Source organism: Mesocryomonas lacus (genome assembly GCF_055730105.2).
In genome coordinates this window covers 916,928-930,502 of the sequence record NZ_JBUZWF020000002.1, presented here as the reverse complement: position 1 = coordinate 930,502, position 13,575 = coordinate 916,928, and the positions used below count along the sequence as shown (strand labels likewise).

The window sequence follows — 13,575 nt, the reverse complement described above, 5'->3', positions numbered from 1 at the left end:
GGCCTGACATGCGCCTGCGCAGCATCCCCGTCTCGGCCTGGATCGGCTTTGCCGGCATCGCCCTCGCGCTCTTTTGCGCGCTCTTCGCCCCCTACATCGCGCCCTATGGCGAGCGCGAGGTGGTGGGCGAGGTCTGGGAGCCGATGGGCGCGACCTTCCTCCTCGGCACCGACAATCTCGGCCGCGACCTCCTCTCGCGGCTGATCTTCGGCGCCCAGACCACGATCCTCGTCGCGTCCTGCGCGACGCTCCTGTCGTTCTCGCTCGGCGTCCTCCTGTCTTTCACCGCGGCTGTGCTCAAGGGCTGGACCGACCAGGCGCTGTCGCGGCTGAACGATCTGATGATGGCGATCCCGACGCTGATCTTCGCGCTGGTGGTGCTGGCCGTCCTGCCGCAGAAGCTGTGGATCCTGATCTCGGTGATGGCGGTGCTGGATTCCACCCGCGTCTTCCGGCTCGGCCGGGCGGTGGCGACCGACATCGTGGTGATGGATTTCGTGGAGGCGGCGCGGCTGCGCGGCGAAGGCACCGGCTGGATCATTTTTCGCGAGATTCTGCCGAATGCCTTATCGCCACTGCTCGCCGAGTTCGGGCTGCGCTTTGCCTTCTCGGTGCTCTTCCTCTCCACCCTCTCCTTCCTCGGCCTCGGCATCCAGCCGCCGGACGCCGACTGGGGCGGCATGGTAAAGGACAACAAGGACGGCATCATCTTCGGCATTTCGGCGGCGCTGATCCCGGGGGCGGCGATCGCCTTCCTCGCCATCTCCGTCAACCTCGTCGTCGACTGGCTCCTGAACCGGACCTCCAGCCTGAAGGGAGGCCGCGGATGACCGGCGACCTTTTGCGCGTCCGTGACCTCCAAATCGAGGCGCGGATCTACCCGCCCGGCGAGGCGCCGCGCGACATCACCATCGTCCACGGCGTCTCCTTCGACCTCCAGAAGGGCAAGGTGCTCGGCCTGATCGGCGAGTCCGGTGCTGGCAAATCGACGATTGGCCTTGCCGCGCTCGGCTATGGCCGTGGCGGCATCACGCTGTCGGGCGGCACCGTCACGCTGAACGGCGTGAACCTCATCGGCTGCGACGCGGCCGGCTTACGCCAGCAGCGCGGCGCCAAGGTCTGCTACGTCGCGCAGTCGGCGGCGGCCGCGTTCAATCCCGCCTACCGGCTCGGCGACCAGATGATCGAGGCGGCACTGAAGCACGGGCTGATGACCCGCGAGGAGGCGCGCAAGAAGGCCGACCACCTGTTCACCATCCTTGGCCTTCCGAACCCCGAGACGTTCGGCCGTCGCTATCCGCACCAGGTGTCCGGTGGCCAGCTGCAGCGGGCGATGACGGCGATGGCGCTGCTCCCCTCGCCCGACCTCATCGTCTTCGACGAGCCGACGACCGCGCTCGACGTGACGACGCAGATCGACGTCCTCGTCGCCATCAAGCGGGCGATCGAGGACACTGGCACCGCGGCGATCTACGTCACGCACGACCTTGCCGTCGTCGCGCAGATCGCCGACGACATCATGGTGTTGCAGCACGGCAAGACGGTGGAATACGGCACCACGCGGCAGATCCTCGAAGCCCCCGCGATGGACTACACGCAAAAGCTCGTCGCCATCCGGCACAACGGCAAGGACGAGGCGCCGGACCAGAGCGACCGGCTGCTGACGATCGACCACGTGGACGCCGGCTACCCCTCGGGCCTGCGCGTCCTGCACGGCGTCTCGATGCACCTGCCGAAAGGCCAGACGCTGGCCGTCGTCGGCGAGTCCGGCTCGGGCAAGTCGACGCTGGCGCGGGTGATCACCGGGCTCTTGCCGGCCCAGAACGGCCGCATCGTCTTCAAGGGCCGCGAGCTGCCGGCCAAGCTCAAGGACCGCCAGCGCGAGGATCTGCGCAAGATCCAGATGATCTACCAGATGGCGGACACGGCGATGAACCCGCGCCATACGGTGGCCGAGATCATCGGACGGCCGCTGACTTTCTATTTCGGCCTGCGCGGCGCGGCCAAGCGGGCGCGCATCGAGGAACTGCTGGAGGAGATCGAGCTCGGCGGGACCTTCGCCGACCGCTTTCCGGCCGAGCTTTCCGGCGGCCAGAAGCAGCGCGTGGCGATCGCCCGCGCGCTCGCCGCCAAGCCCGAGCTCATCCTCTGCGACGAGCCAACCTCGGCGCTCGATCCGCTGGTCGCCGACGGCATCCTCAAGCTGCTGATGCGGCTGCAGAAGGAGACGGATGTCTCCTACCTCTTCATCACTCACGACATCGCGACCGTCCGCGCCATCGCCGACAGCGTAGCGGTGATGCACCGCGGGAAGCTGGTGCGCTTCGGGCCGAAATCGAAAGTGCTCGCGCCGCCGTTCGACGACTACACCGACCTGTTGCTGAAGTCGGTGCCGGAGATGCGGGTGGGCTGGCTGGAAGAGGTGCGCGATCAGCGGCGGATGGCGGCGGCGGGGAATTAGGGGAGTGCCGCCATTGCTCCGAGTTCCAGGCTCCCGCTTACGGAGGCGGGACGCGAGCAGATTAAACTGCGCGCGAATTTCCTGAACGGCATTGCGGTCGCGACTTTTGCGGTCGGAACACTCGGGCCCCTGACAAAAGCATTTCTGGAAATGCCAACCGGCCGATCGGCGCTTATTGTTGGTGCGCTGTTCGCATCTGTTTGCCTTTGCGCCAGCGGCATCCTACATTTCCTCGCATACAGGCATTTAAGGGAGATGGATCGATGACCCTTGGCAAGATCATGCTGTTGTCCATGATCCCGGTGGGAGCACTCGCGATGGCTGTGTTTACCCATTTCCTCGGTAAGTGGATGCCGCCCTCCCGCGCGGCGTTAGCCCATACCGCCACAAGTGGTTCAGGTTCGGCATCGGATCGACATTCGGATTAGGAGCTTTGCGGAACACCTCAACGCTTGATCCGACACCTCCTCAATAAAGTCATGACGACCATCATCGAGATCAGCAGGCAAAAGGCGACCGTGTCCTATGACACGGAGGTCGGCATGTTACGCGGCGCGTTCGTTGGGCTGACCGGCGGGGCGGATTTCTATGCGGAGGATGCTGCAAGGCTGGTAGAGGAAGGTGCGATTTCGCTACGCGTCTATTTGGAAGGATGTGCGGAGCACGGCATCGAGCCCTTTCAGCGATAAGCTGGGCTGTCCCATGAGGTCGTCATCCCGGCCTTAAGCCGGGATCCATTCCTCCGCGCCGAGCCTGGCATGTCGTTTCAGAATACTGAGAGGGTCGACCGTTGCCCCGCTCATCAAAGGGTTTGGAATGGATCCCCAGGCGAAACAATCGGTTTTGCCGCGGTCAAGCCCGGGATGACGAAGCTGAGAGCTTGTCCGGGTTCCGTTTCAACCGTAACGCTGCCTTGTTTCAACATCGCAGGTCGGGCAGAGCGTAGCCTCGCTTCCCGAAAAATTCGAGACCGCGCATGCCCCATACCGTCATCGAGAACACGTGGATCCCGCTCGCCGACGGCACCAAGCTCGCCGCCCGCATCTGGATGCCGGAGGGCGCAACGTCCGTTCCTGCGGTGCTGGAGTACCTACCCTACCGTAAGCGCGACGGCACCTGCCTGCGCGACGAGGCGACCTATCCGACCTTCGCCGAGGCGGGCTATGCCGGCGTGCGCGTCGACATACGGGGGTCCGGCGAATCCGACGGGGTGATCGACGGGGAGTATACGCCGCGCGAGCTCTCGGACGCGCTGGAGGTGATCAACTGGATCGTCGCGCAGCCATGGTCCTCGGGTGCCGTCGGCATGATGGGCATCTCCTGGGGCGGGTTCAATTGCTTGCAAGTCGCGGCGCTGAAGCATCCGGCGCTGAAGGCGGTGATCTCGCTCGCCTCGACCGTCGACCGCTACAATGACGACATCCACTACAAGAACGGCTGCCACCTCTCGGCCAACCTGTCCTGGGCGTCGAACATGCTGGCCTACCAGTCGCGCGCGCCCGACCCGGCCATCGTCGGCGATCGCTGGAAGGCGATGTGGCTGGAGCGGCTGGAGGGCGAGCCCTTCATGCTGGAGGAGTGGCTGCAGCACCAGCGGCGCGACGGGTTTTGGCAGCATGGCTCGATCGCCGAGGATTTCGGCGGCTTCCCGGTGCCGGCGCTGGTGATTGCCGGCTGGGCCGACGGCTACCGCAACACCCCGCTGAAGGCGGTCGAAGGGCTCGGTGACCGCGCCAAGGCGCTGATCGGCCCGTGGGTGCACAAGTATCCGCATTTCGCCTTTCCGAAGCCGCGGACGGACTTTCTCGGGGAAGCCGTACAATGGTGGGACCGCTGGCTGAAGGGCACCGAGAACGGCATCGACGCCCTGCCGCAGGTGCGGGCCTACATCCTCGACGGCCCGAAGCCGGCCCGCCGCCGCGACGAAGATCCTGGCCGCTGGGTGGCCGTGGAGACGTGGACGGCGCCGGAGACGCTGAAGCTGCGCGGAAATGCTGGCAGGACGCTTGTGGCGGAGACGGCGACGAGCGCCATCAATGCGGCAGCAGCAAGCGGCGCCGAGGTCCACTACCTCAAATCGCCTGAGGATACCGGCACCATGTCGGGCGAGTACTTCACGCTGAAGCCGGACGCCGAGATGGCCGGCGACCAGCGGCTGGACGATGCGGGGTCGCTGGTGTTCGACACCGCCCCCCTCGCCGAGCCGATCGAGATCCTCGGCCAGCCTCGCCTGTCCGTGACGCTGACGCCGGAGACGGCGTCTGGCAACCTCATCGCCCGCCTCGTCGACGTGCATCCCGACGGGACGGCGACGCGCGTCGCCTTCGGTGTCCTCAACCTTACCCACCGCAGCGGCAATGCCGCGCCCCAAGCGCTGGTGCCCAGCGAGCCGGTGACGGTGCAGCTTGCGCTCGACGCCTGCGGCTATTGCTTCAACGCCGGTCACAGCCTGCGCCTGTCGCTCTCCACCGCCTACTGGCCGATGGTGCTGCCGGGGCCGGCGGATGGCGGGGTGACGATCGAGACCGAGGGGCTCGTCCTGTCGCTGCCGTTGCTCGGCGATGCCCGGACGATCGATATCCCGGCGCCGGCCAACCCGAACCCGCTGCCGACCTATATCGAGCATGCGCCATCGGTGACGCGGCGGACGGTGGAACGCGACCTCGGCGCCGGCGTCACGCATTACCATATCCTCGAGGACACAGGTCTGTTCGAGCACCCGGACACCGGGCTTTCGACCCGCCAGGTGCGCGACGAGACCTGGTCGATCGCCCCGGACGATCCGCTCTCGATGACGGGCGAGTCGCGCTGGCTCACCGAGATGGCGCGCGAAGGCTGGTCAACGCGGACGACGACGGTCGCCCGCATCGCCTGCACGGCGAGCGACTGGCTGATCTCGGCCGAGGCGGTGGCTTTTGAGGGCGACGTCGAGATCAACCGCAAGACCTGGGAACGGACGGTCGCGCGCGACTTCATGTAAGGCGCGCGGGCCCGGACGCCGTTTGGCGCCCTTCCCTCACCGGGCCAGCACAGCAACCCCGCGGCACAGCGCCGCGAAAGCCGCGGCAGCGCCGGGACTGACATGGCGAGCCCGCAGCCAGGCATGCACCATCTGCGGCTCCTCGCGGAAAGTGACGTCGACGCCGGCCTCGGCGAGGCGCGCAGCATAAAGCCTAGCATCATCGCGCAGCGGATCGAAGTGCGCGGCGGTGATGTAGGCCGGCGGCAGGCCCTCGAAGCGCTGGGCCCGCAGCGGATGGGCGACGACGTCGTCCTCGCGGGCCGCGTAGACGCCGCGGTAATAGGCGACGTCGGCGGTGGTAAGGCCCGGCGCCTCCGCCATCTCGGCATAGGAGCCGGTGGCGAGGTCGCCGCCGAGGCCGGGATATATGAGTACCTGTCCCGCCACGCCGAACAGCCCTTCGGCACGGGCGCGCACCGTCAGGCCTGCGGCGAGATTGCCGCCGGCGCTGTCGCCGATGACCACGACGCGGCGGCCGTCGACCAACAATTGCCTGAGCACCTGCATGGCGTCGTCCGAGGCCGCGGGGTGGCAGTGTTCGGGCGCCAGGCGGTAGTCGACGGCGATGAGCTCGGCGCCTGCCGCCTCCGCAATCTCCGCGGTGATGGCGTGGTGGCTGTCGAGCGAACCGACGACGAAGCCGCCGCCGTGCAAATAGAGCAGCGTCGCCGCCGCGGTGCGCCGCGCCGGGCGGTAGAAGCGGACGTTGATGGAGCAGAGCGCGCCATCCTCGACGACGAGGCCCTCTGGCAGCGGGGCATCGAACCCCTCGCACATTTCGTCATACCACCGGCGCTGCTGGTCGATCGAGGCGTCGACTGCGTCCGGCGGATAGAAGCCGTCGACGCGGGCCTGGTAGGCGAGGATTTCCGGCTCGGTCGGCGATGGCTGGCGCATGGGCGAACTCCGTGGGCGATTGCCCGACGGGGTAGCGCGTCAGGTGCCCGATGCCAATTGGCGACCGCAGGACGCCGCTTCCCCTACCCGGCTCGCACTGCCCTGTAGAAAATGCTGCGCTCAAGGGCGCGGTGTCAGGCAGCTGCCGAGGGGACGGCGCCGGGCACCGCATAAGCGGCGAGGAAGAGCGCAATGCCGCTGTCGACCCGCTTCTGCACATCGGCGGCCCGCATCGGCTCGAGGCCGAGCATCTCGTGCATCGGGATCTCGCAGGAAATAAGCGCCAGGAACTGGACGGCCGCGAGATGCGGATCGGGCACGGCGAGGCGGCCGCGGGCATCGGCCTCGCGGAGGAAGGTGCCGATGCGCTCGTGCAGCATCCGCGGACCTGCCTCGAAGAAAATGCGGCCAAGCTCGGGAAAGCGCGGCACCTCGGCGACGATGACGCGGTAGAGCCCCATTGCGGTGCCGGTGACGAACATGCTGACGAAGTTGCGCGCGATCGTCTTCAGCACGGCCTCGATGTCGTCCGAGCCTCCGCCTTCGGTCCAGATGTCGCCGGAGATGCCGATGCACTGCTCCTCGACCAAAGCGGCAAACAGCGCTTCCTTGCTGGCGAAATGGGCGTAGAGGGTCGCCTTCGACACTTTGGCCGCGCGTGCGATCGCATCGGTGGAGACAGCATCATAGGGCTGCGCGAGAAACAGCCGGTGGGCTGCGTCCAGCAGCTGGGCGACTTTGGCATTGGATCGGTCCGGCGACTTGCAGAGGCCGGAAAAGCACGCCGCGATCGATTCCTTGATGCGCGAGCGCCCGGGCGTATTGACCATAAAACGGCAATTCTTCAGGTCCGAGAGAAGACGATTGACACTTCTCAATCCGAACGGCATCAGTCAAGACTGAACTGAACGGTTCAGTTCTATTTCTTCCTCTCGAGGCTTCGATGCGCCCGATTTCCCCTTCCCGCCGATCCCCTTTTCGCTGGCTAGACGCTCGCAGTTCGAAGCGGGCGGGCCTGATGCTGGCTCTGCTCGGTGCGGCATCGCTGGCGGCCTGCGGCGACGAAGCCCCGACACCGCCGCCCAAGCTGACCCCCGTGCGCGGCGAGACGGTGGTGCGCAAGCCGTTTGCCCCGACGGTGACCTTGACCGGCTCGATCGCCGCCCGGATCGAAAGCAACCAGTCCTTCCGCACCAGTGGGCGGATTGCCAACCGGCTGGTCGATGTCGGCGATCACGTGGAAAAGGGACAGGTGCTGGCGACCCTCGATACCGAGGAGCAGCAGGCAGACCTCGAAGCCGCCAAGGCCAGCCTCGGCGCCGCCGAGGCAACGCTGCGCCAGGCACAGACGACGCTCGATCGGCAGAAGCAGCTGCTGACAGGCGGCTACACCACCAAAAGCTCCTACGACAATGCCGCCGAGGCAGCCCAGACGGCTGAAGGCACGCTGGCCGCTGCGAAGGCCGATGTCGCCACCAACGAGGATCAGCTGGCCTACACCTCCCTGCGCGCCGATGCGGCCGGCATCATCACCGCCCGCAGCGCCGAGGCCGGCCAGGTCGTCGACGCTGCGCAGACGATCTTCAGCCTGGCGCAGGATGGCGAGCGGCAGGCGGTGTTCGACGTCTATGAATCCCTCCTGTCCAAGGCGCCGGCGGACGGGAAAGTCGCCGTCAGCCTCGTCAACGACCCCAGCGTGACGGTGACCGGCGAGGTCGACGAGATCGCGCCGATCTTTGACACCACCGGCGGCACGGTGCGGGTCAAGGTCGGCCTCGGCGCCAACTTGCCGCCGGCGATGACGCTCGGTGCGGCGGTGGCGGGCTTCGCGACGCTGGAACGGCACGATGCGATCACCTTGCCGTGGACGTCGCTGTCATCCGATGCCGGCAAACCCTCGGTCTGGGTAGTCGATACCGCGACCAACAAGGTCGGGCAGCGTCCGATCGCCATCGAACGCTATCGGACGGGCGAGATCCTCGTCGAGGACGGCCTGAAGTCGGGAGACGTCGTCGTGACCGCCGGGGCGCAATTGCTGCGCGAGGGTCAGGTCGTCGCTCTGGACATGGGAGCCGCCCAGTGAGGAACGCCCTCTTTCTCGCCCTTTTGACTGTAGTCACACTCGCGGGCTGCAGCGAGGAAGCAGCGCCGCCGCCGCCCATCCGGCCCGTGCTCTCCGTCGTCGCCGCACCGCAGACGATCGCCGACCGCGGCTTTTCCGGCACGGTTCAGCCGCGCTACTCCACCGAACGCGCCTTCCGCATCCTTGGCCGCATTGTCACGCGCGACGTCGATGTCGGCGACACCGTGGTTCCCGGCCAGTTCCTCGCGGCCCTTGACCCGACCGTTCAGGACCTGGCAGTCCGGTCGCTCGAGGCGGAGCTCTCGAAGTCCACCGCCCAGCTGACCAATGCGACCTCGACCGAAAGCCGGCAGAAGCAGCTGCTGGCCCGGACCGCCTCGACGCAGTCGGATCTCGATGCCGCCGTGCAGTCGCGCGAGTCGGCCGATGCCGCGGTGACCACGGCGCGCTCCAACCTTTCCAAGGCGAAGGAGCAGCTCGGCTACACGCGGCTGGTCTCCGATACCGCCGGCGTCGTGACCGCGACCGGGGCGGAAGTCGGTCAGGTCGTGGCTGCAGGGACGACCGTCATCACCATTGCCCAGGCGGAAGTACGCGAAGCCGTCGTCGACGTGCCCGACGACATCGCCAAGGAAACCCGGCTCGGCGACACGTTCGACGTGACGCTGCAGATCGATCCGAGCGTCAAGGCCGCCGGCAAGGTGCGCGAGATCGCGCCGCAAGCCGATGCCACGACGCGCACCCGGCGCATCAGGATCACCCTCGACAATCCGCCGGCCACCTTCCGGCTCGGCACCACCATCACCGCGGCACGGCGCATCACCGGATCTGCCGGGATCGCGCTGCCGGCGACCGCGATCCTCGACAAGGATGGCAAGACATCGGTCTGGGTCGTCGACCCCGCGGCGATGACCGTGGCCACCCGCCCGGTCACGCTCGCCGGGAAGGTGAGCCAGGGCATGGTGACGATCGGCACCGGCGTCGATGCCGGCATGCGGATCGTGACGGCCGGCGTGCACAGCCTGGAAGAGGGCCAGAAGGTCAAGCTGAGCGAAGGAGCCGTCCCATGAACGGATTCAATCTTTCCGAATGGGCACTGCGGCACCGCTCGCTGATCTGGTACTTCATGCTCGTCTCGTCGCTCGCGGGTGTGATGTCCTACATCAACCTCGGCCGCGAGGAGGATCCGAACTTCACGATCAAGACCATGATCATCACGGCGCAATGGCCGGGTGCCTCGGTCGAGGACACGATCAACCAGGTCACCGACCGCATCGAGAAGAAGCTCGAGGAGCTCGACCAGCTCGACTACGTCCGCAGCCAGACGACGCCCGGCTCGACCACGATCTTCGTCAACGTGCGCGACACCATCCAGGGCGACGAGGCCGTGGGCGCGGCCTGGATCCGCGTGCGCAACATCATCGCCGACATCAAGGGCGAGATGCCGTCCGGCGTCCAAGGCCCCTTCTTCAACGACAGTTTCGGCGACGTCTACGGCAACATCTACGCCTTCACGGCCGACGGCCTCAGCCAGCGCCAGATGCGCGACTATCTGGAGGCGGCGCGCGCGAAGATCCTCACAGTGCCGAACGTCGGCAAGGTCAACCTGATCGGCGCGCAGGACGAGGTCGTCTACCTCGAATTCTCGACGCGCAAGACCGCGGCGCTCGGCATCAGCCAGTCGACGATCGTCACGGCGCTGCAGGAACAGAACGCGATCTCGCCCTCGGGTGTGATCGAGGCGAACGGCGAGCGCATCTCCGTGCGCGTCAACGGCCAGTTCTCATCCGAGGACAGCCTGCGCGGCGTCAATCTCTGGATCAACAACCGCTTCTTCCGCCTGTCTGATGTCGCAACCATCACGCGCGGCTATGTCGACCCGCCGACATCGCTGTTCCGCTACAACGGCCAGCCTTCGATTGGCCTGTCGATCGGCATGAAGCCGGCGGCGAACCTTCTGGAATTCGGCGAAGCGCTGACCGAAGAAATGCGCCAGATCGAGGCGGATCTGCCGGTCGGCGTCGGCATCCACAAGGTCTCCGACCAGCCGAAGGTCGTCGAGGAAGCGGTCGGCGGCTTTACCAAGGCGCTCGCCGAGGCGGTGATCATCGTCCTCGTCGTGTCCTTCATCAGCCTCGGCATGCGCGCCGGCTTCATCGTGGCGCTGTCGATCCCGCTGGTGCTGGCGATCACCTTCGTCTTCATGGAGATCTTCGGCATTTCCCTGCAGCGCATCTCGCTCGGCGCGCTCATCATCGCCCTCGGCCTGCTCGTCGACGACGCCATGATCGCGGTCGAGATGATGGTGGCGCGGCTCGAGGTCGGCGATTCGCTGCACAAGGCGGCGACCTACGTCTACACCTCGACCGCCTTCCCGATGCTCACCGGCACGCTGGTGACGGTGGCTGGCTTCATCCCCGTCGGCCTCAACAACAGTGGCGCCGGCGAGTTCACCTTCACGCTCTTCGTCGTGATCGCGGTGTCGCTGCTGGTGTCCTGGGTTGTGGCCGTGCTGTTCGCGCCGCTGCTGGGCGTCACCTTCCTGCCGAAGACGATGAAGAACAAGCACGAGAAGCCGGGCCTGTTCACCCGCAGCTTCCGCGCCATCCTCCTGCTCTGCATGCGGCTGCGGTACCTGACGATCCTCGTCACCATCGGACTGTTCGCGACCGCCCTCTACGGCATGGGCTTTGTGCAGCAGCAGTTCTTCCCCTCCTCCGACCGGCCGGAGGTGATCGTCGACTGGACGGCGCTGCAGAGCGGCTCGATCACCGAGACCCGGGCGCAGATGGACCGCTTCGAGAAGAACCTTGCGGGCGACGAGGACATCGACTTCTGGTCCTCCTATGTCGGCCAGGGCGCCGTGCGCTTCCTCCTGTCCTACGACGTGCCGCCGGCGAGCCCCAACTTCGGCCAGATCGTCATCATGACCAAGAGCCTGGAGGCGCGCGAGCGTGTCCGTGCCCGGCTGAACGCGATCGCGGAAAAGGAGTTCGTCGGCACCGACGTCTTCGTCCACGCGCTCGACATCGGCCCGCCGGTCGGCCGACCGGTCCAGTACCGGATCAGCGGCCCCGACATCCAGACGCTGCGCGGCTACGCGCAGGACGTTGCCGGCATCGTCGCCGACAACGCCAATATCGGACAGATTATCTACGACTGGAACGAGCCGGCACGCGTGGTGAAGGTCAACGTGCTGCAGGACAAGGCGGCGCAGCTCGGCGTCACCTCCGAGGACATCGCCTCGGTGCTGAACGGCATCGTCGGCGGCTCGACGGCGACGCAGATCCGCGATTCGATCTATCTCGTCGATGTCGTCGGCCGCGCGATGCCCTCGGAGCGCTCGTCGATCGAGACGCTGGAGAACCTGCAGATCTCCGCCCGCGACGGCACCACCATCCCGCTCGCGGCGGTGGCGACCTTCCGCTACGAGCTCGAGCAGCCGCTGGTCTGGCGGCGCGGTCGGCTGCCGACCATCACGGTCAAGGCAGCGCTGGCAACGGCGGTGCAGCCGGCGACGGCGGTCGCCGAAATCCAGCCCAAGCTCGACGAATTCACCGCCAAGCTGCCGGCCGGCTACAGCATTGCCATCGGTGGCGCGGTGGAGGAGAGCGGCAAGGGCCAGGGACCGATCGTCAAGATCGTGCCGCTGATGCTGTTTGCCATGGCGACGATCCTGATGTTCCAGCTGCAGAGCTTCCAGCGGCTGTTCCTGGTGGTCGCGGTGGCGCCGCTCGGACTGATCGGCGTCGTCGCCGCTCTGCTGCCCTCCGGGGCACCGATGGGCTTCGTCGCGATCCTCGGCATTCTCGCGCTGATCGGCATCCTGATCCGCAATTCGGTGATCCTGATCGTCCAGATCGAGCACCTGATTTCGGAGGGCGTCGCCAAGTGGGATGCGGTGCTGGAGGCGACCGAGCACCGGATGCGGCCGATTCTCCTCACCGCCGCCGCCGCCTCGCTAGCGCTGATCCCGATCTCGCGCGAGGTGTTCTGGGGGCCGATGGCCTACGCGATGATGGGCGGCATCATCGCCGGAACGGTGCTGACGCTGCTGTTCCTGCCGGCCATGTACGTCGCCTGGTTCCGCATCAAGGAAACGCCGAAGCCGACGGACAAGGAAGCGGTTGAGCCGATGCCGGCGACGCCGCCGATCGAGGGTCCGGCCACCGCCTGACCGACGCACCGAGGCCGGCGGACAGCGCCGGCCTCGGGAGGGCCGCTCGCAGCGGGGTTGAGCGGGGCGTCCGCGGCGACGAAAAGCCCGCCGCTTGACATAAAGCTACAAACACGATGGACTAATCTCCAAATGGGAGACGACGTCCAATGCGAACAGCCCTCACCCATGCCCGCGACACGCTCGGCCTCATCGGCGCGGTCACGCTCATCCTCTACATCGTCGTCATGCCGCACCATCCCGACAGCGTGGGTTCCGGCGACGGCTTGCGGACGGCCGCGATCGAAGAGGCCGAGCGGCCTCCGACCGAAAGCCAGCGTGTCGCAGCGGTTCTGGAGGCGAGGCCATGACGGAATTTTCAACCCCGACATGCCATTTTACTGGGCATATCCTACCCCTTAATCTATACCGCCGCTCTATAGATAATCTCGACACCAGAGCGGCAGTGTGGAAGGCGCAGGCAGACGATGCTGACCATGAAGGGCAAGTATGGCCTGAAGGCCATGATGCATCTCGCGGCGGTTTCAGAGGGACGGCTGACGCTGTCGGACGAGATCGCCAAGAGCAACAACATCTCGAAGAAATTCCTCGACGCCATCCTCGGCGATCTCCGCAATGCCGGCTTCGTGCACGCGCGAAAGGGTCGCAATGGCGGCTACGCGCTGTCGCGCCCGCCGGGCGAAATCCGGGTCGGCCACATCTTGCGGGTTCTCGATGGACCCTTGGCACCGATCTCCTGTGCCAGCCGAACGGCCTACCGGCGCTGCGACGACTGCAAGGACGAGAAGGCCTGTTCGGTGCGGCTGGTGATGCTCGAGGTGCGCAACGCCATCTCGGCCGTGCTGGACGAGAAGACGCTGTCGGAAATGCGCGACATGCCGGGCGACATCGACCTCGGCGCGGACGAACTGGCCGCTCTGGCCTGAGCGGTCCTT

General features: G+C 66.5%; 12 protein-coding genes. 10 read left to right on the top strand and 2 right to left on the bottom strand.

The features are described from left to right. Positions 1-8: 8 nt before the first annotated feature. The 5 genes from ACZLZQ_RS09420 (at position 9) to ACZLZQ_RS09400 (ending at position 5,441) form a co-directional block, all read left to right on the top strand. The gene (locus ACZLZQ_RS09420) at positions 9-830 is read left to right on the top strand and encodes an ABC transporter permease (protein WP_472931713.1); all 822 of its coding nucleotides are present in this window, start codon (positions 9-11) and stop codon (positions 828-830) included. Beyond that, positions 827-2,461 carry an ABC transporter ATP-binding protein gene (locus ACZLZQ_RS09415; protein ID WP_472949114.1) on the top strand — a complete coding sequence of 545 codons (1,635 nt, stop codon included), beginning with the start codon at positions 827-829 and terminating at the stop codon, positions 2,459-2,461. The genes ACZLZQ_RS09420 and ACZLZQ_RS09415 overlap by 4 nt, the downstream gene beginning before the upstream one ends. A 263-nt stretch (positions 2,462-2,724) precedes the next feature. After that, positions 2,725-2,889 carry a hypothetical protein gene (locus tag ACZLZQ_RS09410; RefSeq protein WP_472949113.1) on the top strand — a complete coding sequence of 55 codons (165 nt, stop codon included), beginning with the start codon at positions 2,725-2,727 and terminating at the stop codon, positions 2,887-2,889. Positions 2,890-2,940: 51 nt separating this feature from the next. After that, a complete protein-coding gene (locus ACZLZQ_RS09405; RefSeq protein WP_472949112.1) occupies positions 2,941-3,150 on the top strand; it encodes a hypothetical protein in 210 nt (69 codons plus the stop codon). A 287-nt stretch (positions 3,151-3,437) separates the two neighbouring features. Continuing rightward, positions 3,438-5,441 carry a CocE/NonD family hydrolase gene (locus tag ACZLZQ_RS09400; RefSeq protein WP_472949111.1) on the top strand — a complete coding sequence of 668 codons (2,004 nt, stop codon included), beginning with the start codon at positions 3,438-3,440 and terminating at the stop codon, positions 5,439-5,441. 36 nt (positions 5,442-5,477) lie between these two features. Here the strand turns inward: ACZLZQ_RS09400 and ACZLZQ_RS09395 are convergent, their stop codons facing one another. Together ACZLZQ_RS09395 and ACZLZQ_RS09390 are read right to left on the bottom strand one after the other, a co-directional pair. Further along, a complete protein-coding gene (locus ACZLZQ_RS09395) occupies positions 5,478-6,380 on the bottom strand; it encodes an alpha/beta hydrolase (protein WP_472949110.1) in 903 nt (300 codons plus the stop codon). Between the two features lie 134 nt (positions 6,381-6,514). Next, positions 6,515-7,210, bottom strand: coding sequence for a TetR/AcrR family transcriptional regulator (locus tag ACZLZQ_RS09390; protein WP_472949109.1), 696 nt, complete (start codon positions 7,208-7,210; stop codon positions 6,515-6,517). Positions 7,211-7,398: 188 nt separating this feature from the next. Here ACZLZQ_RS09390 and ACZLZQ_RS09385 point away from each other — a divergent pair, with 188 nt between their 5' ends. The 5 genes from ACZLZQ_RS09385 to ACZLZQ_RS09365 all read left to right on the top strand — a co-directional run bounded on the left by ACZLZQ_RS09385 (position 7,399) and on the right by ACZLZQ_RS09365 (position 13,566). Further along, positions 7,399-8,463 (top strand): efflux RND transporter periplasmic adaptor subunit, encoded by a 1,065-nt coding sequence (locus tag ACZLZQ_RS09385; RefSeq protein ID WP_472949107.1) that lies wholly within the window; start codon positions 7,399-7,401, stop codon positions 8,461-8,463. Further along, positions 8,460-9,533, top strand: a complete 1,074-nt coding sequence (locus ACZLZQ_RS09380; RefSeq protein ID WP_472949106.1) for an efflux RND transporter periplasmic adaptor subunit — start codon at positions 8,460-8,462, stop codon at positions 9,531-9,533. Before ACZLZQ_RS09385 ends, ACZLZQ_RS09380 begins: the two co-directional genes overlap by 4 nt. Further along, positions 9,530-12,640 carry an efflux RND transporter permease subunit gene (locus ACZLZQ_RS09375; protein ID WP_472949105.1) on the top strand — a complete coding sequence of 1,037 codons (3,111 nt, stop codon included), beginning with the start codon at positions 9,530-9,532 and terminating at the stop codon, positions 12,638-12,640. The genes ACZLZQ_RS09380 and ACZLZQ_RS09375 overlap by 4 nt, the downstream gene beginning before the upstream one ends. Before the next feature lie 149 nt (positions 12,641-12,789). Further along, positions 12,790-12,990 carry a hypothetical protein gene (locus ACZLZQ_RS09370; RefSeq protein ID WP_472949104.1) on the top strand — a complete coding sequence of 67 codons (201 nt, stop codon included), beginning with the start codon at positions 12,790-12,792 and terminating at the stop codon, positions 12,988-12,990. A 117-nt stretch (positions 12,991-13,107) separates the two neighbouring features. After that, positions 13,108-13,566 (top strand): RrF2 family transcriptional regulator, encoded by a 459-nt coding sequence (locus ACZLZQ_RS09365; RefSeq protein ID WP_472931701.1) that lies wholly within the window; start codon positions 13,108-13,110, stop codon positions 13,564-13,566. Positions 13,567-13,575: the final 9 nt, after the last annotated feature.

Excerpts from the sequence above, each read along its gene's own strand:
- ACZLZQ_RS09410 (WP_472949113.1), top strand. The coding sequence starts at position 2,725 with ATGACCCTTGGCAAGATCATGCTGTTGTCCATGATCCCGGTGGGAGCA.
- ACZLZQ_RS09375 (WP_472949105.1), top strand. The coding sequence starts at position 9,530 with ATGAACGGATTCAATCTTTCCGAATGGGCACTGCGGCACCGCTCGCTG.
- ACZLZQ_RS09420 (WP_472931713.1), top strand. The coding sequence starts at position 9 with ATGCGCCTGCGCAGCATCCCCGTCTCGGCCTGGATCGGCTTTGCCGGC.
- ACZLZQ_RS09405 (WP_472949112.1), top strand. The coding sequence starts at position 2,941 with ATGACGACCATCATCGAGATCAGCAGGCAAAAGGCGACCGTGTCCTAT.
- ACZLZQ_RS09385 (WP_472949107.1), top strand. The coding sequence starts at position 7,399 with ATGCTGGCTCTGCTCGGTGCGGCATCGCTGGCGGCCTGCGGCGACGAA.
- ACZLZQ_RS09400 (WP_472949111.1), top strand. The coding sequence starts at position 3,438 with ATGCCCCATACCGTCATCGAGAACACGTGGATCCCGCTCGCCGACGGC.
- ACZLZQ_RS09370 (WP_472949104.1), top strand. The coding sequence starts at position 12,790 with ATGCGAACAGCCCTCACCCATGCCCGCGACACGCTCGGCCTCATCGGC.
- ACZLZQ_RS09395 (WP_472949110.1), bottom strand. The coding sequence starts at position 6,380 with ATGCGCCAGCCATCGCCGACCGAGCCGGAAATCCTCGCCTACCAGGCC.
- ACZLZQ_RS09390 (WP_472949109.1), bottom strand. The coding sequence starts at position 7,210 with ATGGTCAATACGCCCGGGCGCTCGCGCATCAAGGAATCGATCGCGGCG.
- ACZLZQ_RS09365 (WP_472931701.1), top strand. The coding sequence starts at position 13,108 with ATGCTGACCATGAAGGGCAAGTATGGCCTGAAGGCCATGATGCATCTC.
- ACZLZQ_RS09415 (WP_472949114.1), top strand. The coding sequence starts at position 827 with ATGACCGGCGACCTTTTGCGCGTCCGTGACCTCCAAATCGAGGCGCGG.